Source organism: Carnobacteriaceae bacterium zg-84 (assembly GCA_013874835.1).
GTDB lineage: Bacteria > Bacillota > Bacilli > Lactobacillales > Aerococcaceae > WM01.
On record CP059430.1, the window covers coordinates 918,934 to 943,148 of the forward strand.

Below are 24,215 nucleotides of genomic sequence, written 5' to 3' on the forward strand. Positions count from 1 at the left end.
CATTTTAAGTTTTTGTCTTACATGGACAATTCAACTAAATCATTTAAACACTTAACGATTTCATTAAATTCAATATCTTTAGCATATGGATTTTTCTTTTGATATCTTATCCATCTTTCTTTAACTAAAGAATCATTATTAATATTGTCAATAATTTGTTTCGCTTCATCTTTTGTAATTTCTGTCTTTCTATATTTAAATGTCATGAGAACGGCTATTTTAAGCTGTTCTGTATCTACCATTTCTAATTTATTATTCAAAATAGCATAAATATCATAGAAATCTTTACTTCTACTATTATTTTCTGCTCTTGCCAATACTGTCTGTAGTTTCTCTGATAACACAGATTCCAATGGATATATTTTTAATTCAATATTATCGCCTAAAATTGTAGTATAGTTCTCTATTTTTGGATACGGAAAGATTGGGTCACCTGTTGCAACATCAATAGAAAAAGGAATTCTAATATTTGATAAATGCCCAATTACATGAAACTTCAATCCACCATATTCATCTTCTACTCGAATTTCTTGCACATCACTAATCAATTCAAACCATATATCCGATTGATTCGTTTTTCCTAAAATATCTTCTAAAACTTTTTTTATTTCTGTAGCATTCAATTTTATTCCTTTTACTAAAAAATCAATGTCTTGAGTAGATCTATTTTGAATGCCTAATGCATACGTTAAAAGCATTCCTCCCTTGAGCATAAAATTTTCTTTATGATTGCTGTTTGCTAGTAATTTCAAAAATTCATCAAAGAAAAATTTACTTAATACTGTATTGTAATTTAATTCTAGTTCTTTAGCCTTGTTTCTTAATTTTTGCGTAATACTATCTTTATTCATGAACAATTACCTCCAGTATTTCCTCTATCTGCTGTGATATATTAAATGCCTTAGCATACTCTCTAAGTTTCCATATGTCTCTGGAACCTTTCTTTAGATAAAAATTCCAAGCTTTTGAAAATATTTCTACATCTTGGTTTTTTCTATCTCTTACCAAATCACAAAGAGTTCTTTCCATATCATAAGCATATACAAGATTTCCCATCTCTGTCATAACTTTAGTCAATCCTATCTCATACCATTCTTTTTTTATTTGATGAACAAAGACTGTTTCTTTGATACGCCATGCATTATATCCTTGTTTCACAGTGACTTCATTAATAAAGGGGATTCTATCGGTCAAACCATAAAGATATAGTGCCGTTTGGTAGGAATAAATGCATGCTTTGTTTTTAAGTTGAAAAATATAAAGTTCATCGTAATTATCATAATTAGAATCAAAATAAATACCTCTTGCAACTCTTTCGAGCTTTCCTTTTTTTACCATATTCGTAAGGTACCATGATTCTACTTCACTCTCTGATACTTCTTTAGCTGTTATGATACCATTATTTTTTTCTATCATTTTTCTTATCTTATCTTCATTCATCATTTCGCACTTCCTTTTGTGCTTTATTATAAAATAAATAACGCACAAATGCAAGCTTAAGGTTACATAAACAAAATTCCGCGCCCATCATACACACTTTCCGTATTGACATTCCCACAACGAATAGCTCTATCTAATGCCATAATAGTCGCAATGGCACCGTCAATCTTTTCTGTTGATTTTTCTTTATCTGCTTTGATATTTCCTGCTGGGTCTGTTCGAATAAAAATGTTATCCATATTCCATCTTAAAACAGGATGCCCCCCATGTGCGATTTTCTTCTCTAGGGTTAATTTCATAAGTTCCTTAGTTGGTGGGCTCATATCTTTAAATCCTTGACCAAATGGCACCACTGTAAAGCCCATGCCTTCTAAATTTTGAACCATTTGAACGGCTCCCCAACGGTCAAAGGCAATTTCTTTAATGTTAAATATTTGACCTAATCGTTCAATAAATTTTTCAATATGACCGTAATGCACAACATTTCCTTCTGTCGTTTCAACATGCCCTTGCTTCTCCCATAAATCATACGGCACATGGTCACGTCTAACTCTTAATGGAATGGTATCTTCTGGCAACCAAAAGTATGGTAGTATCACATATTTATCGTCTTCATCTTCTGGTGGAAAGACTAATACAAACGCAGTCAAGTCAGTTGTAGAAGATAAGTCTAAGCCTCCATAACACACACGACCTTCTAGGTCTTCTTCATTCACACTAAACGCACACGCATCCCATTTCTCCATTGGCATCCAACGAATGGCTTGTTTAACCCATTGATTGAGTCGCAGTTGCCTAAAGGCATTTTCTTCTCCTGGATTTTGTTTAGCCGATTCACATGCCATTTCCACCTTTTCAATCGGTACGGTCACACCAAGTGACGGATTGGCTTTATGCCACACCTTTGGATCGGTCCAATCATCATTTTCATCCGCACCGTATATGACGGGATAAAAAGTAGGGTCGACTTTCCGTCCGTCTAAGATGTCCTTTGCTTTTTGGTGCGTTTCAAAACAAATCGAATGGGTATCTGTACCAGCCGTTGTGATTAAAAAATAAAGGGGCTGTGTGCGTGCATCTCCACTCCCTTTGGTCATAACGTCAAAGAGCTTTCTGTTGGGCTGTGTATGCAATTCATCAAACACCACACCGTGAATATTAAAACCATGCTTGGAGTAAGCCTCAGCTGATAAGACTTGATAAAAACTGTTGGTTGGTAAATACACAAGCCGTTTTTGAGAAGCTAGAATCTTAACTCGCTTATTTAATGCAGGACACATTCTTACCATATCTGCTGCTACTTCAAAGACAATACTCGCTTGTTGTCGGTCTGCTGCACAACCATAGACTTCAGCACGTTCTTCAAAATCTCCGCAACAAAGCAATAATGCAACAGCAGCCGCTAACTCACTCTTACCCATCTTTTTAGGGATTTCAATGTATGCCGTATTAAACTGTCGATACCCATCTGGCTTGACTATCCCAAATAAATCTCTGATGATTTGTTCTTGCCATTGAAGAAGTTTGAATGGCTTCCCTGCCCATGTGCCTTTAGTATGCGATAGGCATTCAATAAAATTGACGGCATAGTCAGCGAACTCTTTATTATAGGTTGATGTCTTTAATTTAAACGGACTTGGTTTATAGGTCATGTTCTGTCCTCCCAACAAAAAAAGGAGCCAATGCTCCTAAATCAATGCATCTAAAAATTGATATTCTTTTTCTAGCTGTTCTAATTCTTGTGTGATACATTGCCATCTAAATCCATTTTTACAACAGTCTCGTTTGTTTTTTAAACGATTCAGTTCCTGTTGTCTTTCTTCTAAAATCTCTCTTGCTGAAAATGGATCAACTTGTATCATGTTAAAATGTTTTTCAAATCTTGTCATGTTCATTGCCTCGCTTTCATGTTGTTACACGATATATCACTCTAAAACGACTATTTATCAAGTGTTTTTTCACTATTTAGAATGATTTTACGACATTCTTTTTTATCTTCTTCAATGAACGTGACAAACTTGTATAAACCCCTATCCAATCCATTTTTCTTAAAATCTTGCTTGTTGAATGGCTTTATGTGCCTTGTGTATCACTTGACTTAGGGTTTCTGCTTCGCAAAAACGATCAAATGCGTCATCACTTAGTTGCCCTTTTGATAAATCCCATAAGGCTTCATGTGCTTGGTTGGCACACGTCCTTGCCGTTTGGGCAATCTCTAAAAATTGAATCGCATTGCCTACGTTTCCTTTTTGTGCTTGTTGAGTAGCTAAATCTACATATTTTTTGCAGGCTTTTATTTCTGTTTTTAATCCGTTGAGTGCTTCTTGTGTATGTCTGTACATGGTGTTTTCTCCTTTTGTTTCGTTACACTATATATCACTCTAAACACTATAAATATCAAGTCTTTTTTAATTATTTCTCATGATGATTCAATTTTTTTAATCATCAAGTTTCATACAACAATCTTCACCCAATACGACACTCAATCGACTACCATTATCCCAAGAAACCATAATAGAGCCAATGTCATCTACTCCTAACACAGTCCCTTTTGTGCCAATAGGTGGCGCTTGTTTGTCATCCATTTTAACAAGTTTCACTCGAGTACCGTTTTGGTACTCCAATCTTAATTTCTCAATGTTATTTTTCATTTTTTCCATCTGCTTTTCCCAACTCATAGACTTCTTTTAAAAGTTTCTCTAAACTCATCACATAAACATCCAAAAAATCATCGTTATCTCGCATTCTAGGTACTAAATCGCCTCTACCTTCTAAAGAAAAAATATGCTTTTCTGCAACCTCGTATAATTTTTCGTTTAATGCTTGTGTCATCAGAATTAACCTCCTGTATTTTCGTTACACTATATATCACTCTAAACCGATTATTTATCAAGTCATTTGTTCGCTATTTCGAAGATTTTTTTCATCAGATAAATGACACAAGGTAGTGCGACACCGTTACCCCACATCTTATATTCTGCAGTATCTGAATATGGATTAGATAACCACTTTACTAATTGTTTGTCAGATTTCGCTTTCTTCTGTCCGTTGATGATTCGATGCTCTTCAAAAACATTTTTCCAAAATATCAAATCTTCCTCACTTGGTGCTAAAACCGCTAAATCCTTACACCAATCATCTGGAAAGCCTTGTAATCGACCACACTCTAATGGTGTTAATCTACGCACCTTTAAGTTTCTTTCCATGACGGTTGGTGGATCTTTATAATCACTTGCCACAAGCGTCCCAACTTCATTCACATTAGCGATTGTATGGTGTGAGTTTTTACTGGTGGAATACACCACAGCTAATCCACCTTGATTTCTGTCTGGATTGTTTCCACCAGTATCAATCGTTCTTGAGGTATCTGTTTCGTAAACATTCGCCCTGACATTGCGTGTGTTTTCGCTTGTCAAACGAATGTCGTAAGTTTTGGCATCCACTACCAATGGTTGATTATTGCCCCCTAAACCAAGGTTTGCCCCCAATGTTGGGGATACGTCAAGCGGTCCATTAAATCGACTGTCTTGTCCGTGATTGTCAAACACATACGGGGCTCGATTCCCTTTGGCACGAAGTGTGGCTGTGAAATCTTCTGTCACGTCCATACGCTCTCCACCTTGGTCATTTAGGCATAACGTAGGGCTTGTTCTAGTATTGTTGGTAGTGTCTTGTTTCGTAGTGCTGCTCGTTTCAATATCCCTTGGCACGCTTTTTTCGTCAAATAATATTTCACTGGCACATCTGCCATTAAAATCTGCGACAAGAAAGATTCTTTTGCGTCTTTGGGGGACTCCAAAATACCGAGCGTCCAACACTCGCCATGCAAGAGAGAATGTTCCACCCACGATGTTGCCACTATTTGCCCATTTTGAAGGTCTAGGGATAGATGTCTGTATGTCTTTGATGTGGCAGATGGCTTCAAGGACACATCTGAAATCTTCTCCTTTGTTGCTTGAGAAGGCACCTGGGACATTTTCCCAGATGATAAATCGTGGATAGTTGCCATTTGTTGCCTCCCTCATTTCTTTAATTACTCGAATAGCTTCATAAAAAAGGTTAGACTTTTTACCGTCCAACCCTTGTCTTTTGCCTGCTATAGATAAATCTTGACAAGGACTACCAAAAGTAATGATATCTACTGGTGGTATTCTTTTGCCGTTGATATGTTGAATATTGCCTAATTGTTTGACTTCTGGGAAATTCTTCCTAGTGACAAGCACAGGAAACGGTTCGACTTCTGAATTCCAAATCGGTGTAATACCAGACAATTTTGAAGCGAGTTCAAAACCTCCTGACCCTGAAAATAAACTTCCCATTGTTAACTTACGCATTTTCATCACCTACTAAGTCATCGTATGGTATTTTCTTATCATCACGAATGACATACACACTATCTGTTTTCCCTACTTGTTCAATGTAGCGCTTAACAATCACATCACAAAACTTTTCGTCCAGTTCAATGGTGTAACATATGCGATCTAATTGGTCACTCGCCAATAAAGTAGACCCACTACCACCAAACATATCGAATACAACACTATTGGTCATACTTGAATTTTTAATCGGATAAGCCATCAACTCGAGGGGTTTCATCGTTGGATGGTCTGCATTTTTCTTTGGTTTATCAAACTCCCAAATCGTCGATTCTTTTCTACCGGTATACCATTGATGTTTACCTTTTTGTTTCCAACCAAACAAAATGGGTTCATGTTGCCACTGATAAGGGCTTCTCCCCAAAACAAGTGACTGTTTTTTCCAAATACACGTCCCTGATAAATAAAATCCTGCATCTTTAAATGCTTTTCTAAAGTTATAACCTTCCGTATCTGCATGGAAGACATAGATACTTGCATCTTGCGCCATGACCTTTTCAGCTTGCGTAAAAGCATCACACAAGAACTGATAAAACACTCCATCTTCCATATCATCGTTTTTAATTTTTCCTGCACTACCTTCATAGTTCACATTATAAGGTGGATCAGTTACCACTAGATTCACTTTTGTATCATCCAGTAACGCTTTGTAGGTTTCTTCTTTCGTAGAATCACCACAAATTAACATATGTTTGCCTAAATGCCAAATGTCACCGACTTGTGTCATCGCTGGTTTCGTTAACTCGTCATTGACATCAAAGTCATCTTCTTGAATATCTTTTTCGTCATCAAACAGTTTGGATAATTCTTTATCATCAAATCCAAGCAAGTCTAAATCAAAGTCTAACCCTTGTAATTCAGATAACTCAATGGTTAATAGGTCATTATCCCACCCAGCGTTAAGTGCTAGTTTATTATCTGCGATAATATATGCTTTCTTTTGTGCTTCCGTTAGATGTTCCTCTTTGATACAGGGTATCTTTTCCAAACCTAACTTTTGTGCGGCATAATAACGACCGTGTCCACAGAGAATTGTGTGATCACGTGATACAATAATTGGATTAAGAAACCCAAACTCTTTTATGCTGGAAGCAATTTGTGCAATTTGAGTATCTGAATGCGTCCTTGCATTGTTCGCATAAGGGATAAGGTCATGAATATTAGCTAAATAATAGGTTGCTTCTTTGTTCATCTCACACCTCTAAAAAAGACCCCATTCGGCTAGTTTTTCAAAACCACCGATGGCGTCTACATATTCTTTTGCGATGTTGACAATATCCTCATACGGTATACCGTCAATTGTTTCATCGCCAATAGCACATGAGAAAAACACAGGTTCATTTACCTGTTGTGCTCTTAAAAAGGCATAAATATTGACCGATACATCTGCTTTCGATAAATCTTTACCATGTAAACCACCACCTGTTACTGAATCTGCCATGTCACTGCCTAGCTTACGGTTAGTAGCACCAGTGTCTACATCCGTCCCACCTGTCCAATCACCTAACGGATTAATGATGGCATTGGGAAATTGACTTTGTAAAAACTGCGTATAAGCATTACTTTGACAAATAATCAGTTTTTCACCGTCTAAAATGTATTTACCATCAAAGGGGTATTGTCTATAAATATTTCGTGCAATATCTGATAGTCGTTTCTGTTCATCTGTGAGTGGAACCCCCTTAAAGATACCATTATCACCACATCGCATTTTTTCTTTTTGATTATTTGCCAAATGTTCATCTTGTTTTTCAATAGTGATATCACACGCTATCTGACCAGCAATGCGTTCAATAATTGGGATAATCTCTTTTTTCTTTAAAGTGACTGTGGTTTCAATAATGACATGACACTTACCATGTCCAATCAATACCTCAACCGCAATCTTTGGTTTATCTTCCTTTGTATAGGCTAAGTCCACAATGGCCCCTGCAATGCGATCAGCAATCTTGTCTGGGTGTTGTGGGTTTACTTTTTCAATCATATTTATAATCCTTTCCTAGAACGTAGTAAACGCTCCATCATATCGCTTCCTGTATCTTCAAATACTTCTGTACAATTTTGTTTGACGATATCATAAATTTCATACCATAATAAGTTGGCTTGTTTTTGAAATTGAATCGACATCTGCACAAAGGGAGATGTCACCACTGCACCAGTAGTGGGATGTTTACCAAGCAACCCATAACTGCTCATAGCTTCTTCACATTGGATATGTCTTGCCAATGCTTGTGCATAGGATTCAATCAACCGTTTATTCACTAGCTTGTCACAGTTGCGTTCTTTAAGCCATAACCAAATTTCAGCATAAATCACATCAGCACCAAGTGGTAAACCGTTCTTCTGATTCGCTGATAAATACTCACTCGGCTTGGGCATTGTGTTACCTTCAAGTAAGACTCCTTCTGGTAAATCAACTGCATCCAATTCATGGACATCAAGTTCTAGAATATCGTTTGGCATCACTTTGACCATTTGTCCTTTTTGAATTTTATCTATGGCTGTTTGTGGTTTTGGACCAGTATTTCTACGTCTACCACCACGATTTGTACCATCTCTTGCCATATGTTCCTCCTTCAGTTTTATATACCCTGTTTGAATAGGCGTTTTTGTGCGTGACGGGAGGCACCCGTTATCCTTTGGGATCAATCGTAGAGATTTTCATCCCCCTACCCCTTAATGTTTTTATGCCATCGACTCCCATCTTTGGCATGAATGCGTGCATGACAAGACTGACATAAAGAAATTAAATTTTCCTTGTTATGCGTTCCTCCTTCAGATAAAGGGGTGATGTGATGAACTTCTTCTACCTGTTTCATATAACCTTCTTTAAAACATAATTCACAGTACGGATGAGCTTTAACATATCTTGCACGTATCTTTCGCCACTGTCCGTTATATCTTTTGCGTAAGATTGGATTGCGGTCGTACTTCTCGTAGCGTTTATTTTCTTGTCTTTGGTGCTCCTGACAAAATTGTCCGTGTGTTAAGCTTGGACACATTGGATACGAACACGGTCGTTTTGGTTTTGTTGGCATCTTATTTCCTCCCATAAGAAAAGACCCAGTAGTATAAAACTACCGAGTCTTATTGAATTCTGATATCTTACCAAAATATAAATTTTCCATTGGAATTTTATAGAGCGCAACCATTTTATGAACGAGAGAGATTGGAATATCAGTCGAATCTCGTTCAAGTCGACATAAAGTATCTTTATTGATATTTAATTGATTAGATGCCTCAATCAACGTTAGATTAGCATTCACTCTGGCTGCTTTCAAACTAATGATTATCATTAAGCTTTCCTCCATGTAACTGCTTTACATTTTATAAAATTATTGCTTGTATGACAATCTCTATATTTTTTGCTGATTATATAATACCACAACATAAGAACTGAATACTACTGAACTAACATGAACTCAACTGAACTCGACTGAACAATTCATCAAGTTGTTTCAATGCAGTGCCATGCATCTTATAAATCCATCGCTCTGTGTAATACATACTCGCTGCAATTTCTCCCCATGATTTCTTTTCAAAGTACCTTTTAATCAATACGATTTGATGGTCCTTTTCCAGTTTAGAAATCAAATCAATCACATCTGCTCTCTTTTGAGTCAATTCATATTCTAGCGCTTTTATTTCTTCTTCAATCTCTACTGCCTTTATTAACGCTTCAGCCATTGGTTCTAGTTGACGATTCGGACTCTTTGGCATGTCAGAGTAAACAGGAGACCTTACACCTTCAGCTAACGTACGATAGGTTTGTGCCATATACCGTTTTGATTCAATTTGGTTTTCAAGTTGTTTGATTGTTTTAAAAAAATCTTTTGCTTTCATGCTTACCTCCCATGTTACTGAGGTAAGTTCTCCATAGAACTCCTACTCAAGATTTGCTTTAACTGCATGCATCAGTGCCGTTTGTATTTTATCTTTTTGTTTCAATGCTTTCATCACATCAAAGTCAATTGTCCCTTTTGTCAATATGTGATGAATAATGACTGTATCTTGTTGCCCTTGGCGATAAAGCCGTGCATTCGTTTGTTGGTACAACTCCAATGACCAAGTGAGTGAATACCAAATCAATGTCGACCCACCTTGCTGTAAATTAAGTCCATGTCCTGCACTTGCTGGATGAATTAAAGCAACAGCTATTTTACCGTCATTCCAATCCGTAATGTCTTGGCTAGTTTTAATTTCTCGCACATCCAAGCGTTTCATGATTCTATCACGATCACTTTGAAACCAATAAGACACTAACACAGGTTTACCATTGGCCGATTCAATTAAATCTTCTAATGCATCCAACTTCTTATCGTGAATGGTATGTGTGACTTTATTCTCGTCATACACCGTACCATTTGCCATTTGTAACAGTTTGTTGGATAAACTGGCTGCATTGATAGCGTCAATTTCAACATCTTTTACGGTCGTAATCATTTCTTGTTTTAAGGTGTTGTATATCTTTTGTTCTCTATCGCCAAGACTTACCACCACTTCATTCATCACACATTCTGGCATTTCAAGATAATCTTTAGCTTTCATCGAAATGGTAATATCACTAATCGCTTGATAAATTCTATCTTCAGCATTGGCTTGTGGTTTGTAAGAATAGACAATTGCACCATTACGTTTATCTGGTACGAAGTAAGTATTGCGATAATGACTGATGTATCGCCCCAGTCTTTGACCAAAATCTAAAATACGAAACTGAGCCCATAAATCCATTAACCCATTACTGCTTGGTGTGCCCGTCAAACCAACAATACGTTTAATATACGGACGTACCTTGAGTAGACTTTTCACTCGTTTGCTTTGGTAAGACTTAAAAGAACTCATTTCGTCAATCACAACCATATCAAAGTCAAATTTATACCCACTCTTATTGATCAACCAATCCACATTCTCTCGATTGATTAAATAAATATGGGCTTTTTGCTTTAATGCCTGTTGTCGTTCTTTCTCACTCCCAACAACGATTGAATACGTTAAATGCTTTAAGTGTGACCATTTATTGATTTCACTTGGCCAAGTCGCACTGGCTACTCGAAGTGGTGCAATGACCAATACTTTTGATACGTCAAAATAATCAAGCATTAACTCATCAATAACTGTCAAAGTGATGATACTTTTCCCAAGTCCGCAATCCAATAATAACGCTGATGCATCATGCTTTAAAATAAACTCACTGGCGTACCGTTGATACTTATGTGGCTTGTATTGCATGGATAATCCCTCCAATCTGTACCACGTCATCAAGGACAAAGCACTGAACCCCTAGACTGCTCAGTTGTGTTATCCGCTTGACTTGAATGGCTCTTGGTTTCTTGCCTTTTTGCTTTACTTCCACAAACCCTATCTTCCCATTAGGCAGTAATACCATTCGATCGGGGATACCTACCATCCCCACTAGCTTGATACACAACCCATCAGCTTTTTTCACTTCAGCTACTAATTTTTGTTCAATGTATTTTTCTTTCACTGTGCTAATGCCTCCCAAATTTTCTCTATATAGTTTATATACGTGTATTTACTGTATCTATCTCTCTATTTCTTATATATTTATATTATTTATAATAATAAGAACATAAGAACACGACTCAGTAAAAAGCTTGATAGAATAACTTTTTACTGATGTGCCTATGGAATGTTCCTACCATTAAAACTTAGGTACGATACGTTTTCAAACTGTGTACCTAACATTTCCAAAACACTGATTTCCCTTGGAACACTCTCAAGAACACGACTTAGGTACGTAAAAATATTGCGGTCCGTAAATCGAGAAACGCTTCTTCTGATGTTCACGAATCCAACCTAGTTTTATTAAAATAGAAATGATGTCGTTTGAGTCGGTACGTTTAATGTTGGCGCGCTCTTTTCCAAAACACTCACACCAAATTTCCAAAGTACAAACAGAATCACGCACGACAATACCTTTATGGTTCACATCACCAAATTCAGATTCTCCATTAATGTAATTTCTACGCTCGTACAGACTCATTGTATGCCAATTTTCAGGTAGCAATAAATCAAGATAATCCTTCACTAACCCTTCACGTTCGTCTGCTTCCATGGCTTCACGCTGTTCTTCTTTGGCCAGTAACACTTGCTTTTCATCAAGATAAAGTTTTTCACCGGCATCAACATACTGTTTAACCTCTGCCCAAATTTGCGACACATCCTCACTCGTTAATGCCCACGATTGTTTATTGCCATTACCGTTCACTTGAACAGGCCAAAAACGTCGATTGCCTGTGGTATCTCGCAAATACCCAGTTTCTGCATTCGTTGTCCCAATAAAAATACACTGCCGCGGATGTTGTGTGGCACGTCTGCCAAAGGCTGCACGGTAGACATCATTTTGTCTAGATAAAAATGAACGTAATGTCTCTACTTCTGCTTTTCGAAGTCCTGCCAACTCACCGATTTCTAATATCCAATACCCTTGTAATTTCTCCGCAGCAGTTTTATCCTTAGTATCCGACAAATGTAAACTATCAGAAAACCACTCACCGGCTAATTTGGAAATTAAGGTTGATTTACCTACTCCTTGTGGACCATTTAACACAAGCATCGTATCAAATTTGCATCCGGGTTGTTGAACTCGTTTCACAGCAGCGCACAACATTTTTCGTGTTATAGCTCTTACATATTCATTATCTGGTGCTCCAAGATAGTCAATTAATAAGGTATCCACTCGTTCAATTTTATCCCACTCAGGCAAGGCTTCCAGATAGTCACGAATGGGATGATAACTACGGTCATCTGTGATTTTTGTTACGGCAATGTCGTAGTTACGACTAGAAAAAGTCCCATACGTTAAATCAATATAAGAAATCAATTGTGCATCATCGGCATCCCGCCAATATTTAGACGGGTGTTTCCATGGCACACTTCCTTTAATCTCCATGCCATCAAGTAATTGATTGAAAACGAGCGATTTTAGGTTGTCATCATTCTCTAATATCAACATCAAGTTTCGCAGTGTATTTTCAATAACACCTGTTTTTTGATGGTAGGTTAGCTTTTTCATCCAATCGTCATCACTTGAAAAATCAAGAATGGCTTGTTGCTTTCGCTCTTCTAACAGTGTGCGTTTAACGGCATCATCTTGACTGGCAAACACCCACATGTCCTTTTTATCGTCATCTCCAAACTTATGAACACGCACTAAATCAAAAGCGTTTAGTAATTTACCACCTGCTGGGTCACTCGCATGATGGCTATACACAAACTTATCATCATACACCACCACACCTGCACTTGACTCTGAGCCGACATGATCATAGCGATTCGGTATAGTAGTCGATTGGTAGATATCGGATAGAAATGTGTCAATCGTTTCAGTGATACTATACGTACGACAAAAAGCACCCACTATTCCTTCTTTTTCAAGTGGGTCTTTTTGTGTCTTATCATTCGTCTTAATGACTTGTGATTCTTTTGACGATACTGGCCATGTTGTTATATCCGTCCAATCATCGTATTTCGTAAGAACATCATCAGGATTGAGTAACGGCCCCTCTTGTACGTCAAATAGATAATCACCATCTTTAGACACAGATGGCCAATACATCAAACGTTCCACATCATAAGTTGTCACATCAAACAAATCGATGCCTATCTCTTTAGCCAGCATACGAGCCACTGCACCGTATTCTTCCGGACTCACATCACGGCTTAACGGAATAATGAAACGGTAACGAGGGTTATCTTTACGATGACTATGGGTTGAATACAATAAACAGCGATATGGAAAGAGCAAGGTTAACTCTTCCCAAATATCAACTGTCCCAAAATCCATATCTAATGTAACCATCGAACGACTCAATACATGTCCCTTCTTACGTCTCCCTTGCTTTAAATGCCCTGCGACAAAACCACCAACATCTTTAATATCTGCTTGTTGGCTCTTAGGCATTTTTTGATACTCTGAAACACTTTCAGTGGTTATGATGGGTGTTTTTAATCGGTCACAAAACTCATCCCAAGTTATTTCACTATTTTTCCATAATTTATCTGTTCGCTTATTCCCATACGCTATCTTCATCAACTGATTCACACTCCTCATTGAAATATCTAATCGGTTGTCGTCTACGTTTTGCGACAATTAACTCTTCTTTCATGCCGTCAGTTATACGATTGCCAAACACCCATACTTCCTGACACTTGCCAAGCATGATAATATCCATTGCCATCGCATCTTCCCGATGTTTCTCCTCGTCAAGAAATGGGAAGAGTACATGTGGTGTAATCGGTAAGTTCCCTTTTTGATAAGCAAAATTGGCATACCGTATGGCATTGTGAATGTGTTTTTCTGTATCACCTCGATACGGTGCACAGATATAGACAAGCGGCTTAAAGGCTTGTTGCTTTTCTGCCATGATGCGTTTAGTTGATTTTCCCATATTCTTCCTCCCATTTCACTTTGTACCATTCTAGGTGCTTTTTACAATCTTCATCATTTGGAAAGGCAACTAGTAAACCTACCTCCACCTTTTGTAGCACTTCAGTTTTATCAGCAAAAATACCGAATTCATTTTTTGTTTTCATGGTCTTACCCCCTTAGCTTTTTAGTACAGGCAGTACATACCACAGCAGTAGAAAATAAATCACTATCTTTTTCTGATAAGACTTCCGCCAAATCTACACTAAACTCGACACCACAATATGGACACCTTGTAAACACATTTTCGTCATGAATGTCTATGGTTAGTTCTAAGTCATTGCCAACTTTTTGCTTAATATAAAACATATCGTTTCTCCTTTATCATGTTGTATTTGAAGAAGTGATTCCTTCACTAGATAAAGGACAAAAACAAATTGTTTAAGTACCAAATATCAAAAAAAGTGAGAAATGATTCTCACTCTTTTTTATAAAATTCACAAGTATAGCCATCTGCATCTAAAATCAACCCAGTTGCCCACGGTGGTACTTGACTCATGATGCAACAGATGTCATCTAAAGAAGCGTTTGTTGCTTCAATAATGACTTCATCATGGACATGCGCAACAATTTGATAGTCTTTTAAGTTCATCATGGCATACATCAAAATATCTCGTGCAATCGCTTGAACAATATTTTCAACAAACTTTGGTCCGTAGCTTTCAATACGCTCCCATTTTTTAGTTGCACCTACACCATCATAGGTGACAGACTCTCCACCGAATGTATTCTCACCAATACGTGGTTTTATATAGGTTAGTTTCCGTCCACTTGGCAGATGAATGAAAAGCATACCACTTTGGTAACTGAACGTTATCCCATGCGTTCGAGTGATCCTTCTTTCTTTAACCGTTTCTTTGACACACTTATCAACTGCCCACCATAACTGCACGATATTTGGATTAGATCCTCGCCACGCATTCACAAGTGGTTGAAGTTCTTCTGGTTTAAGCCCCGTTTCAAGAGCACCCATCGCAGTTAAAGCTCCAACTGAACCACCGTAACCACAGGCTAATTCGGCAATCTTCCCTTTCTGCCTTAATTCACTGTTCACTCCGTGTTTTTCAACAGGTACACCAAACATCTGACTTGCCGACATACAATAAATGTCTCCACCTTGTTTAAATAGATCCTCTCGCCACGTTTCTTTGGCTAACCATGCGATAACGCGCGCTTCAATCGCTGAGAAGTCTACGACATAAAACAACCCATTCGGGATAAACGCTGTCCGAATCAATTCGGATAAAACGTTAGACGTATCATCATAAAGGATACTCAACGCTTCCATGTTGCCTTGTTTGACAAGTGCTCTTGCTTCTTTTAAATCGGATATGTGGTTCTGAGGAAGATTTTGTAGTTGTACCAATCTGCCACTAAATCGCCCAGTACAATTCGCACCTAGAAACTGAAACATGCCTCGACAACGATTATCCTTACAAGCCACATCTTGCATGGCTTGATATTTTTTAACAGATGGTTTGGCGAGTTGTTGTCTTAGTTGCAATACTCTATTGACTGTACCGGTCGTGGTTTCAAGCAATGTATTGACTGCCTTTTTATCTAAACTGCTAACGTCTAATCCCTGGTCGTTTAACCACTGTGATAATTGTATGACTGAATTGGGATTATCTAAATGGGTAAGGCGTTGTTGTTCTGCTAATAACAAACATCGATTTTGTTCATCTATTTGAATAGCTTGTTGGACAAAATCACGATCAATTTGAATACCACGGTCATTAATGCTTTGATCTAATACATACTCATCCCATATAAAGTCTGGTACTTGAAACTTGTTTAGTTTGTTGGCTATCGCCATTTCAACTGCCACATCACGTTTATTATAGGCTTTAAATTGTATCCATTTATCCTCATCATGATAAAAGAAGTTTCGTGTTCTGTGTCCATTTGTCTTTGTTGGTTGGCATGGTACACAAAAATATCGGATGAACTCTTTGCCTGTTTTTAGCTTTTGTTCGTCTAATCCTAAAACTGCTCCCACTCCTTCAAGAGATAAAGGTAACCCCATGTAAGCAGACCACACCATCGTACATCGCCAAGCAGATGGATTTAAATAAACACCTAAATACCGAGATAAACATACCCGTTCAAACTGTGCATTAAATGCCCATTTCAAAACCGTATCATCTTTTATGGCGTCTATAATCTCTTGTGGGATTGTTTCACCTCTTGCCAAATCAACCACTTGCACATCCCCGTCATCTACTGCATAGGCAAAAAGGAGGACGTCAAAGTCCTCACTCTCTGCGTATTTGTAAACACCTGATTTCGTCAAGTTCACACTAGAAAACGACTCAATATCAATGTTTAGCTTTCTCATTTAATTGTTCCTTTACATACAAATACAAATCTAATAATCGTTTGACCACAAACTCCACAACTAAAACACCCACTGCCACCAAGATAAAGTTTTCCATGCTCATTTTCTTTTTCTCCCTTTCCACTTGTCAATCCAGTCACACATAATATGTATCCACGATGCGATAACAATAGCCACCGCCACACCAAAACACATCATGAGCATAAATCTATCCATCTCTGTCATGTCACATTCCTCCCTAAGCTAAGAAATCATCATCTGTAATAGTGGTGAAATCATCACTCGCACTACTACGTCCACCTAAGGGTTCACCGTCTTTTACTTTTTGGATGTTTCCTAAACCACAAGCAATTCCTTTGTTGCCGTTAGAATTAAATGCATAGAATGATAATGACACACGCGCGTAACATCCAGAATATACGTCATGACGATCCAAAATTGGCTGTACATTCATATCCACGATTTGTGGTTTGGTTAGTGAGTTCGCATTAATAAAGTAATGCCCTTTATACGCTTCATCGTCACGTTCGATATCTCCATCACGAAGGGGCGTTTTAATGGCTGCTTTATTCGGTTTCTTACCACCAAACTTCGCAATCCCCTCTTCAATAGCTGCATCGATGGCTTGTTCGATTTTCTGTAAAGTAGCTAAGTCATCTTTAGGAATTAATACGGACACTGAATATTTTTCAGCACCACCATTAATCGACTTAGGTTCCCACCCATTAAAATAAGATAATCTTGTATTTAATCCTGTGATTACTTTTGTTTGTTTCATATTATTTTTCCTCCGTAAATTCATCTTTTGCTTGTGTTAGATTGATTGCTCTACGCTTATCACTTTCTGGTACTAATACAGGTGTTCCAGCAGGTTTGACAATCAGTGTTTTAAATAGTTCTTCAAATGTTGTTTTACCCATTAACTTTTGTAAATCGGTCATAGACAATAGGGATTGTTTATAAATATTATCATACCCATTTGCTTTTGCGATTTGTGCGACTTTTTCTTCATCCGTAAATTTGCGAACCGTTCGACCTGCCACTAATTTGAAACCGTCCCATGCCTTGCCACTTTTAATCGCTACTTCAGTTGCATACGCTTTAACTTCAGTTGCCCACTTAGCTAAATCATCCACATGATGAAGGACTTCTTCCACTTCGGCATCGGTTAATAAATGTGGCGACTTCAATTCAAAACGGTCTAACTTTTTATGGTGGTCATACCTGGCACGCAGTACGACACCACAATTTGAAAACTGACACCAAGGTCCATACTCAATGACACCTTTGCCTTCAAATGCCAATTCAGCTTTTTCTTTCAGTTCTGTTTCTGCCCATTCCATCAATTTTTTGGTTGACATCGTATCTGTTGATACATTATATTTTCTCGGTTGAAAGATGGTCATCACCACTTCTTCCATGTCATATAAGGCGTCATATAATTTTAATGCCCCTAGTGCATACAGTTTCATCTGTGGATTATCAACTGCCGATACGTCAACACCACGTCCATACTTAAAGTCAATAATGTGTATTTTTTTATCCGACACGATGACACAATCCCCCGTACCAAATCCTTCTGGCACATAGTCTGAAAAGTCCAGACGTTGTTCAATGAGTACAATCGGATCTTTGGTTGATTGTTTGATGATGTCAAGTTGTTCTAAAATGTAAGTCACATAGTCATCAGTATATTCATCCAGTTCTTTATCTGTCACTTGAATGGTTTTGTGCGACATTCCTAGTGATTTTCTAAGTTTATTTTCTGCCACAGCATGTGCTAGTGTCCCCTCATGTGCTGCTTCACTGGTTTTGTTTTCAAAATACGACTCTAGCCTAGGCAATGGTGGACATGTTAACCAACGATGACTGCTTGATGCCGATAATAAAGCGTGGTTATTCATGACCTAATCCCTCCGCTTTCTTTAAAAGTGTAGGGTAATCTTGAGGTTTTACGTCACTTAACTTAGTCGCACCACATGCCGTGATGATCGCTTTGATTTCTTTGGTAAATCCTAATCGACTCTTATCCGCTAGTACCGCTCGGACATCTTCTAGTTTAATCTCTTGAACCGATGACTCCTTTGTTTGTGTCAATAAAGATGCCAAGTCAGCCTTAATAACCATCAGTTGGTTAATGTGTTGGTCTAAGTCCAAGATGATTTGATCCAGTTGTTTTGTTTTTGCCATTGACGTGTTCTCCTTTCTTAACTAACATACCATTTACTCTTTTAGTAATACGTTGATTGACTTCGTGAATTGACATCAACACTTCTGTTATGTCATCGTTAATCGTTTTTCCCATCATGAAGGTTCCTCCTTTCTAAGAAGCACTTGCCTCTCGAAAGTAATCGGACACTTCTGATGAGTTTAAGTACTAGTTTTCTAAAAAATGTAATTTTAATGTTTTAATGGCATTCGTTTTTCGTTTATTCACGCCTTTTTGGCTCATGCCAACTTCTTTGCCTATAGCCGATTCCGAATATCCTTGACTAAAAAGCAACATAATCTTCTGGTCGAGTTCACTCAGTTTTTCTAATTGTGCTTTCAATTCAGATAGCAATTCTTTTTTCATAATATCGTCTTCTACACGAGATGGGTCTATAATGTCTAAGTCATACGCTTCTTTAACATACTCAACAGATACTTGTGTCATACCACGTTCTTCAAAATAGGCTTTTTTACGTTCTTCTTGTTTCAATTCGCGCCAAATCGGACGCATGTATGCGTCATATTCTTCTTTTGTACACGGAATAAGAATCACTCTCTTGGTAATATTCCCTATTTTCCACCATCTGACATCTTCTAATGTATAGCCTTTAGCCTTAATGAACCGTTTATCTTCTTCTGGATTTACTTCCATTGGGATATAGTGTTGTTTCTTTAAATTTTCCATTAAAATTTCTCCTTTGAGTTGGGATTCATCTCAAAGGACGAGAAACAAAAAGAACCATAGTATTCAACGCACTAGGGTTCTGTAACTGCACCAAATAGGCACGACAAAAACACGGAAGTGAGTTGAATTTTTTAAGATTCTAATAAACTTTTATTGTTTATTTATCTTTTAAAATTCTTTTTACTCTCGTCCGTTCTTGTAGGCCTACTTGAACTTTTATGAGATTTTTTGTGAATTATGTGTTTACTTTCGCAAATAGTATCTTTGACCCAAGATAAATATTCGTGATATACTTTACACATAATCTTTAAGTCATAATCATTATAATAAAAATACAAAAATAAAAACGGATAAAATAAGATACTTTCGTATCCCATGTCATCCGTTAGTAAGGAGAAAGTATGGAATTTAGTAAATTTTCTCAAAAATTTTATAAAGTGGTAACGTTTGGGCTAAGTAAAGGTCACTTTACAAAAAAATTAATTGAAGAAATTGTGAATCTACCTGAATCTAAATTACATTTACTTGACTTACAATTTGACACGTATCGAAGATATATGTCTGGTAAATCAAAAATTGACGGGTTATCAAAAAGTATAAATACATATATAGAATCAACTAGTTTTACTAATTTCATTTTGGATTTAGATGAATCTGTTATCCTAAATTTAGCAAAAGAGTTCAAAAATGATATACCTGATATGAATATTGATGATGTCGATGATATTGCAGATAAGATAACCGAATTATTTACTTCTATCTTGCTTAACAGAGAATACACAGTTGAAAATTCAAATAAGCCGTATTCTATAATTCAAAAACAAAAATTATTAGAAAACCATATAGAAACTTTACATATAGGTGAAGTAAATATTCGTAAAATTAGCAACCATACACCTAACACACAAGAAAAACTAATCCCTGCTGAATTTTATAACCTAATTGTAGGTTTTCAAAATGCTACTTTTCGTGAAGGTAGTAACACAATTGGATCATTAATATTATCAAAAGATCGCGTACTCAACAGGTGGTGTGATGAAATTGTTTATCCTTTAAGTAAATTAAATATTGAATCCCGTCAATTTTTAACTTCATTAAATACTATATTTGCAAAGGATCAAGGTCCAATAGGAGATACTGAAGGAGATTTAGCATATTTAGGTGATATTAAGAAAATTGATGTATTAGGATCTAATGTAAAAATAACATTTGAATTAAGATCATCATTTTTACAACACGAATTATATAAAAATAATTTTGAATTAGGTATTGAAGATTTTGAACTTTACAATACGCATTGGGCTGTTAAAAATAGAGATCTTAGATATGAGTATGAACAACTTAGGTTTGATTTAATCCCCCTAAATGAGAATTAACAGAGGGAAAACAACAAAAATGAGAATCAACTATAACAAACTATGGAAATTACTGATTGATACGGATTGAAACAAGTCAAAACTACGTGAAGAAACGGAATGGATAAGTTACACTTATTAGAACCATATTATAGAACCCAAATTATACAGTCTAAAATGAAAAGGTAGTGACTTAACATCTGTTAAATCACTACCTTTATGAGCCATCAACCCTATTTGACATAGAGCCAATATTTATTGTTAAATACTTACTATTTTAACTCCCTTTTTTCTTTTCGACGACTTTTGATAAACGTTAATAATCCAAAACTAATAGCTGTTATACCATGCATCATACCACCGCTTTTTGATTCTCCTGTTTGCGGTAAAACTTTAGCTGGCGCATCAGTAGGAATATCATTTTGAACATCATTTTTCTCTTGTTGACTATCTAAAACATCATTACCTGGCGAGACGCTTCCTTCAGTTTTTTCAGTTTCTGTATTTTTTGTCACATCTTCATTAGATACTACTTCCGTTACTTTAACTGTTACTTCCACTACATCTGTTGAATTATCTGGATACGTCACGCGTACTAATACAGCCTCTTTATCTCCTGCTGTATCAGTTTCTGGAATTTTTCCAATTACTTCTAGAGTACCATTTGAACCTTCTGGAATAGTTACTTTTTCGAAAATATCTTTTTCTGTAATCATCGTACCTTTGGGAACAATTATCCCCCCACCTTCAGGAGTGTATTTATCGCTATCTTTTTTTACAACTTCATCAGATATTACTTCCGTTACTTTAACTGTTACTTCCACTACATCTGTTGAATTATCTGGATACGTCACGCGTACTAATACAGCCTCTTTATCTCCTGCTGTATCAGTTTCTGGAATTTTTCCAATTACTTCTAGAATACCATTTGAACCTTCTGGAATAGTTACTTTTTCGAAAATATCTTTTTCTGTAATCATCGTACCTTTAGGAACAATTATCCCCCCACCTTCAGGAGTATATTTATCGCTATCTTTAACAGCTAATCGATAAACGTGTACTCTATCGCCATTTTCAAGCTTTTTAGTTTCTAAAAGTTCATATCCATCAAACATAGTCGCTTCTTTTAATCCATATGCTTTAGAACTTAACTCTACACCATCTACTGTTTCAAAATGTGTATAGTCTATTCCAACTCGAATTTTACGCGGTTGAGTTAAATAATACTCATCGTGTACAATTGGGTCTGATTCATCATCTACATATTCAATCGAATTATTTTCATAAGCTGGTTCCTCTGTACTTGTATATGAAATAGTTCCCCAATCAAACTCAGAATTGAATTCCCCATTATGAAGTTTCTCTACTCCATCTTTTTCAAGGCTGGCATTAATATCCTCGTATATTTTAGCTTCTGTAAATTTTTTATAATTTTCTTTTGTTACTTTGTCTATAAAATCTAACTTAGGTGTATAACTAAATAGAAAAGCTCCCTTTTTCCCCTCTTCATCTACTAGTATTTCACCACTTTTTAAAGATTCATCTATTGAGACAATGGTATCATATGTTATATCCCAAGCTAAGTTTGTAACTGGCATACTCCAATATTCACTATACCCATTAAAAAACATAAACCGGTCTAAATCCAAATAGTCAACCTTAGATATTGGTAAATCGGCGATATATCTATCCCTACTTATATATAGTTCACCCTCAACCAAACCAATACTAACATTATTTACTTCTTCTTCTGAAAAATCATCTTGATAGACTAATGTCCCACGTTTGAAAAAATAGTAGTCCTCTCCTCTGAATTGATAACGATACACTGTTATTGTATCCACATCTTTGATTTTTGCTTTACGGTAGTCGAAAGTACCAGTATATACACGATAAACTTGATCAGCTGATAATTTAATTTTCTCCATACTTTTTTGCACAAATGACTCATAATTTGTTGCATCACTAAGTAATTGTCCATGATCCGTTTTACTTTTTAGCACATACTCGCTAGCAAAAATAGTTTTTGATGCTCCATTTTCTGGTTTCGTCTCTAAGAAAGCATTAATTTTCTCTATTTCAACATCCGATACGCCACTTTCAGCATATACTGATGATACATTAGATAAAAGTACTGTACATAGCAATAATGACGATACAATAGATTTGGAACTCAGCGAACGTTGCGAACCTTTATGTCCACTCGTCATTTTTTTGTTTTTAGACGTCATAAAATTTGTCTCCTTAATTGTAATTATTTTTCAAATATTAAAACCCTTTATTCCGTATTTATAAAAGTCAATCATTTCTGATTTTATACTTGGTGGAACGTTCAATTGTTGTACGACGTAATAGTAACCAACTAACTTATTATTAATCACTTGATAGATTCTCTTCATATAGTTAATGCCTGCTTTCGTTCGTGGTACATACTGTATATTAGATGTCCAGAAAGATTGAACAAACAAACATGTCACTAATAAATTAACTTCTCTATCTAGTTCTTCAGTAATATGCGATAGTATAAAATCAAAAACTTTATCAAGCACTAAATGCCGCTCGTCTTTTATCGACATTATAGAATTTACATTCGTTTGATTATAATAATATAGTGGCTCATCAATATAGTAGACACCGTTTGCCCTAGCAACTAAAATTGGCCACAAAGACAAATCTTCATAATATGAAAATTCTAAATAGCGTAATTCAGAAAATAATGCCCTCGCATACAAACCCGTATGACGAAAAGGCAATAACCACGTTGCCTCTCTAATAGAGACATAACGACTATATTGATTTTGATAAGCTTTATGATTTCTACGGCCGTCATACATAATACAATTGGACCGACACATCTTATACCCTTTTTGAATGCCTCCCATTAAACTAGAAATATATTCAGGCATCACCCAATCGTCAACGTCTACAAATGCAATGTACTCCCCTTTAGAAGCATCGAGTGCTATATTTGAAGCGTTACCTAAATCTGCAATATCACTCACAATCAGCCTCACTCTTGAATCTTTTTCTTTCCATTCATTAATTTTAAGAACAGAAGAATCTGTCGAACCATTTACAACACAAATGATTTCAAGATTGGGATACGTTTGACTGGTAACAGATGCTAAACATTTATCTATAAACGTTTCGCCATTGTAAATAGGGATAATAACAGTAATAAGTGGCTGACCCATCATTTTTTCCATCTTGTAACGAATCACTCCTAACATCTTAACCGACAACATTTTTCCTTAATATAAATAATCAGTTATTAGGTTATATATGTTGTTGACTGTGTCAACAACATACTATATGCGTAGTATATAGTATTGAAAACGTTTTCTTTTTTTGAAAAACTTCT

General features: G+C 36.4%; 29 protein-coding genes. 1 reads left to right on the top strand and 28 read right to left on the bottom strand.

Features of this window, described 5'->3' with window-relative positions:
* Nucleotides 1–17 precede the first annotated feature (17 nt).
* From H1220_04330 to H1220_04455, 26 genes are all read right to left on the bottom strand, one after another.
* Nucleotides 18–851 (bottom strand): nucleotidyl transferase AbiEii/AbiGii toxin family protein, encoded by an 834-nt coding sequence (locus H1220_04330; protein QMI86651.1) that lies wholly within the window; start codon nt 849–851, stop codon nt 18–20.
* Nucleotides 844–1,440, bottom strand: coding sequence for a type IV toxin-antitoxin system AbiEi family antitoxin domain-containing protein (locus H1220_04335; GenBank protein ID QMI86650.1), 597 nt, complete (start codon nt 1,438–1,440; stop codon nt 844–846). Before H1220_04335 ends, H1220_04330 begins: the two co-directional genes overlap by 8 nt.
* A 62-nt stretch (nt 1,441–1,502) precedes the next feature.
* Nucleotides 1,503–3,092 (bottom strand): terminase large subunit, encoded by a 1,590-nt coding sequence (locus tag H1220_04340; protein ID QMI86580.1) that lies wholly within the window; start codon nt 3,090–3,092, stop codon nt 1,503–1,505.
* Between the two features lie 36 nt (nt 3,093–3,128).
* Nucleotides 3,129–3,329, bottom strand: a complete 201-nt coding sequence (locus tag H1220_04345) for a hypothetical protein (protein QMI86581.1) — start codon at nt 3,327–3,329, stop codon at nt 3,129–3,131.
* Nucleotides 3,330–3,488: 159 nt separating this feature from the next.
* Entirely contained in the window at nt 3,489–3,782 is a 294-nt protein-coding gene (locus H1220_04350) for a transcriptional regulator (GenBank protein QMI86582.1), read from the bottom strand.
* Nucleotides 3,783–3,878: 96 nt separating this feature from the next.
* Nucleotides 3,879–4,100, bottom strand: coding sequence for a DUF4314 domain-containing protein (locus H1220_04355; GenBank protein QMI86583.1), 222 nt, complete (start codon nt 4,098–4,100; stop codon nt 3,879–3,881).
* Nucleotides 4,081–4,272, bottom strand: a complete 192-nt coding sequence (locus H1220_04360) for a hypothetical protein (GenBank protein QMI86584.1) — start codon at nt 4,270–4,272, stop codon at nt 4,081–4,083. The genes H1220_04355 and H1220_04360 overlap by 20 nt, the downstream gene beginning before the upstream one ends.
* Before the next feature lie 62 nt (nt 4,273–4,334).
* The gene (gene dcm / locus H1220_04365; GenBank protein ID QMI86585.1) at nt 4,335–5,774 is read right to left on the bottom strand and encodes a DNA (cytosine-5-)-methyltransferase; all 1,440 of its coding nucleotides are present in this window, start codon (nt 5,772–5,774) and stop codon (nt 4,335–4,337) included.
* Entirely contained in the window at nt 5,767–7,008 is a 1,242-nt protein-coding gene (locus H1220_04370; GenBank protein QMI86586.1) for a site-specific DNA-methyltransferase, read from the bottom strand. The genes dcm and H1220_04370 overlap by 8 nt, the downstream gene beginning before the upstream one ends.
* A gap of 9 nt (nt 7,009–7,017) precedes the next feature.
* A complete protein-coding gene (locus H1220_04375) occupies nt 7,018–7,800 on the bottom strand; it encodes an S-adenosylmethionine synthetase (GenBank protein QMI86587.1) in 783 nt (260 codons plus the stop codon).
* 2 nt (nt 7,801–7,802) lie between these two features.
* Entirely contained in the window at nt 7,803–8,381 is a 579-nt protein-coding gene (locus tag H1220_04380) for a terminase (GenBank protein ID QMI86588.1), read from the bottom strand.
* 104 nt (nt 8,382–8,485) lie between these two features.
* Entirely contained in the window at nt 8,486–8,854 is a 369-nt protein-coding gene (locus H1220_04385) for an HNH endonuclease (GenBank protein ID QMI86589.1), read from the bottom strand.
* A gap of 39 nt (nt 8,855–8,893) precedes the next feature.
* The gene (locus tag H1220_04390; protein ID QMI86652.1) at nt 8,894–9,109 is read right to left on the bottom strand and encodes a helix-turn-helix transcriptional regulator; all 216 of its coding nucleotides are present in this window, start codon (nt 9,107–9,109) and stop codon (nt 8,894–8,896) included.
* 118 nt (nt 9,110–9,227) lie between these two features.
* Nucleotides 9,228–9,659: a sigma-70 family RNA polymerase sigma factor gene (locus H1220_04395; GenBank protein QMI86590.1), complete on the bottom strand. Its 432-nt coding sequence runs from the start codon at nt 9,657–9,659 to the stop codon at nt 9,228–9,230.
* A 42-nt stretch (nt 9,660–9,701) separates the two neighbouring features.
* Nucleotides 9,702–11,045 (bottom strand): DEAD/DEAH box helicase, encoded by a 1,344-nt coding sequence (locus H1220_04400; protein ID QMI86591.1) that lies wholly within the window; start codon nt 11,043–11,045, stop codon nt 9,702–9,704.
* Nucleotides 11,026–11,301, bottom strand: coding sequence for a VRR-NUC domain-containing protein (locus H1220_04405; protein ID QMI86592.1), 276 nt, complete (start codon nt 11,299–11,301; stop codon nt 11,026–11,028). Before H1220_04405 ends, H1220_04400 begins: the two co-directional genes overlap by 20 nt.
* A 252-nt stretch (nt 11,302–11,553) precedes the next feature.
* Nucleotides 11,554–13,869, bottom strand: a complete 2,316-nt coding sequence (locus tag H1220_04410; GenBank protein ID QMI86593.1) for a hypothetical protein — start codon at nt 13,867–13,869, stop codon at nt 11,554–11,556.
* Nucleotides 13,847–14,227 carry a DUF4406 domain-containing protein gene (locus H1220_04415; GenBank protein QMI86594.1) on the bottom strand — a complete coding sequence of 127 codons (381 nt, stop codon included), beginning with the start codon at nt 14,225–14,227 and terminating at the stop codon, nt 13,847–13,849. Before H1220_04415 ends, H1220_04410 begins: the two co-directional genes overlap by 23 nt.
* Nucleotides 14,211–14,372, bottom strand: coding sequence for a hypothetical protein (locus H1220_04420; GenBank protein QMI86595.1), 162 nt, complete (start codon nt 14,370–14,372; stop codon nt 14,211–14,213). The genes H1220_04415 and H1220_04420 overlap by 17 nt, the downstream gene beginning before the upstream one ends.
* Nucleotides 14,373–14,376: 4 nt before the next feature.
* Complete coding sequence (locus H1220_04425) at nt 14,377–14,574, bottom strand: hypothetical protein (protein ID QMI86596.1); 198 nt, start codon at nt 14,572–14,574, stop codon at nt 14,377–14,379.
* A gap of 109 nt (nt 14,575–14,683) precedes the next feature.
* Nucleotides 14,684–16,603, bottom strand: a complete 1,920-nt coding sequence (locus tag H1220_04430) for a DNA polymerase (protein ID QMI86597.1) — start codon at nt 16,601–16,603, stop codon at nt 14,684–14,686.
* 238 nt (nt 16,604–16,841) lie between these two features.
* On the bottom strand, nt 16,842–17,405 hold the full coding sequence (locus H1220_04435) for a DUF2815 family protein (protein ID QMI86598.1): 564 nt from the start codon (nt 17,403–17,405) through the stop codon (nt 16,842–16,844).
* Entirely contained in the window at nt 17,383–18,507 is a 1,125-nt protein-coding gene (locus H1220_04440) for a DUF2800 domain-containing protein (protein QMI86599.1), read from the bottom strand. The genes H1220_04435 and H1220_04440 overlap by 23 nt, the downstream gene beginning before the upstream one ends.
* Complete coding sequence (locus tag H1220_04445) at nt 18,500–18,793, bottom strand: hypothetical protein (protein ID QMI86600.1); 294 nt, start codon at nt 18,791–18,793, stop codon at nt 18,500–18,502. The genes H1220_04440 and H1220_04445 overlap by 8 nt, the downstream gene beginning before the upstream one ends.
* Complete coding sequence (locus H1220_04450; GenBank protein QMI86601.1) at nt 18,738–18,911, bottom strand: hypothetical protein; 174 nt, start codon at nt 18,909–18,911, stop codon at nt 18,738–18,740. Before H1220_04450 ends, H1220_04445 begins: the two co-directional genes overlap by 56 nt.
* A gap of 69 nt (nt 18,912–18,980) precedes the next feature.
* Nucleotides 18,981–19,499 carry a sigma-70 family RNA polymerase sigma factor gene (locus H1220_04455; protein QMI86602.1) on the bottom strand — a complete coding sequence of 173 codons (519 nt, stop codon included), beginning with the start codon at nt 19,497–19,499 and terminating at the stop codon, nt 18,981–18,983.
* A gap of 401 nt (nt 19,500–19,900) precedes the next feature.
* Between H1220_04455 and H1220_04460 the strand changes: the two genes are divergently transcribed.
* Nucleotides 19,901–20,875, top strand: coding sequence for a hypothetical protein (locus tag H1220_04460; GenBank protein ID QMI86603.1), 975 nt, complete (start codon nt 19,901–19,903; stop codon nt 20,873–20,875).
* A gap of 251 nt (nt 20,876–21,126) precedes the next feature.
* Here the strand turns inward: H1220_04460 and H1220_04465 are convergent, their stop codons facing one another.
* Both H1220_04465 and H1220_04470 read right to left on the bottom strand, forming a co-directional pair.
* Entirely contained in the window at nt 21,127–23,085 is a 1,959-nt protein-coding gene (locus H1220_04465; protein ID QMI86604.1) for a hypothetical protein, read from the bottom strand.
* Nucleotides 23,086–23,115: 30 nt separating this feature from the next.
* Complete coding sequence (locus H1220_04470; protein ID QMI86605.1) at nt 23,116–24,048, bottom strand: glycosyltransferase family 2 protein; 933 nt, start codon at nt 24,046–24,048, stop codon at nt 23,116–23,118.
* Nucleotides 24,049–24,215 lie beyond the last annotated feature (167 nt).

What these genes read in the sequence shown, in the direction of transcription:
- H1220_04410 (QMI86593.1), bottom strand. Translation starts at nt 13,869, where the DNA reads ATGAAGATAGCGTATGGGAATAAGCGAACAGATAAATTATGGAAAAAT.
- dcm (QMI86585.1), bottom strand. Translation starts at nt 5,774, where the DNA reads ATGCGTAAGTTAACAATGGGAAGTTTATTTTCAGGGTCAGGAGGTTTT.
- H1220_04455 (QMI86602.1), bottom strand. Translation starts at nt 19,499, where the DNA reads ATGGAAAATTTAAAGAAACAACACTATATCCCAATGGAAGTAAATCCA.
- H1220_04400 (QMI86591.1), bottom strand. Translation starts at nt 11,045, where the DNA reads ATGCAATACAAGCCACATAAGTATCAACGGTACGCCAGTGAGTTTATT.
- H1220_04465 (QMI86604.1), bottom strand. Translation starts at nt 23,085, where the DNA reads ATGACGTCTAAAAACAAAAAAATGACGAGTGGACATAAAGGTTCGCAA.
- H1220_04425 (QMI86596.1), bottom strand. Translation starts at nt 14,574, where the DNA reads ATGTTTTATATTAAGCAAAAAGTTGGCAATGACTTAGAACTAACCATA.
- H1220_04415 (QMI86594.1), bottom strand. Translation starts at nt 14,227, where the DNA reads ATGGGAAAATCAACTAAACGCATCATGGCAGAAAAGCAACAAGCCTTT.
- H1220_04350 (QMI86582.1), bottom strand. Translation starts at nt 3,782, where the DNA reads ATGTACAGACATACACAAGAAGCACTCAACGGATTAAAAACAGAAATA.
- H1220_04355 (QMI86583.1), bottom strand. Translation starts at nt 4,100, where the DNA reads ATGGAAAAAATGAAAAATAACATTGAGAAATTAAGATTGGAGTACCAA.
- H1220_04435 (QMI86598.1), bottom strand. Translation starts at nt 17,405, where the DNA reads ATGAATTTACGGAGGAAAAATAATATGAAACAAACAAAAGTAATCACA.
- H1220_04460 (QMI86603.1), top strand. Translation starts at nt 19,901, where the DNA reads ATGGAATTTAGTAAATTTTCTCAAAAATTTTATAAAGTGGTAACGTTT.
- H1220_04340 (QMI86580.1), bottom strand. Translation starts at nt 3,092, where the DNA reads ATGACCTATAAACCAAGTCCGTTTAAATTAAAGACATCAACCTATAAT.
- H1220_04430 (QMI86597.1), bottom strand. Translation starts at nt 16,603, where the DNA reads ATGAGAAAGCTAAACATTGATATTGAGTCGTTTTCTAGTGTGAACTTG.
- H1220_04345 (QMI86581.1), bottom strand. Translation starts at nt 3,329, where the DNA reads ATGACAAGATTTGAAAAACATTTTAACATGATACAAGTTGATCCATTT.
- H1220_04395 (QMI86590.1), bottom strand. Translation starts at nt 9,659, where the DNA reads ATGAAAGCAAAAGATTTTTTTAAAACAATCAAACAACTTGAAAACCAA.
- H1220_04420 (QMI86595.1), bottom strand. Translation starts at nt 14,372, where the DNA reads ATGAAAACAAAAAATGAATTCGGTATTTTTGCTGATAAAACTGAAGTG.
- H1220_04450 (QMI86601.1), bottom strand. Translation starts at nt 18,911, where the DNA reads ATGATGGGAAAAACGATTAACGATGACATAACAGAAGTGTTGATGTCA.
- H1220_04370 (QMI86586.1), bottom strand. Translation starts at nt 7,008, where the DNA reads ATGAACAAAGAAGCAACCTATTATTTAGCTAATATTCATGACCTTATC.
- H1220_04440 (QMI86599.1), bottom strand. Translation starts at nt 18,507, where the DNA reads ATGAATAACCACGCTTTATTATCGGCATCAAGCAGTCATCGTTGGTTA.
- H1220_04335 (QMI86650.1), bottom strand. Translation starts at nt 1,440, where the DNA reads ATGAATGAAGATAAGATAAGAAAAATGATAGAAAAAAATAATGGTATC.
- H1220_04445 (QMI86600.1), bottom strand. Translation starts at nt 18,793, where the DNA reads ATGGCAAAAACAAAACAACTGGATCAAATCATCTTGGACTTAGACCAA.
- H1220_04360 (QMI86584.1), bottom strand. Translation starts at nt 4,272, where the DNA reads ATGACACAAGCATTAAACGAAAAATTATACGAGGTTGCAGAAAAGCAT.
- H1220_04380 (QMI86588.1), bottom strand. Translation starts at nt 8,381, where the DNA reads ATGGCAAGAGATGGTACAAATCGTGGTGGTAGACGTAGAAATACTGGT.
- H1220_04385 (QMI86589.1), bottom strand. Translation starts at nt 8,854, where the DNA reads ATGCCAACAAAACCAAAACGACCGTGTTCGTATCCAATGTGTCCAAGC.
- H1220_04470 (QMI86605.1), bottom strand. Translation starts at nt 24,048, where the DNA reads ATGGGTCAGCCACTTATTACTGTTATTATCCCTATTTACAATGGCGAA.
- H1220_04375 (QMI86587.1), bottom strand. Translation starts at nt 7,800, where the DNA reads ATGATTGAAAAAGTAAACCCACAACACCCAGACAAGATTGCTGATCGC.
- H1220_04330 (QMI86651.1), bottom strand. Translation starts at nt 851, where the DNA reads ATGAATAAAGATAGTATTACGCAAAAATTAAGAAACAAGGCTAAAGAA.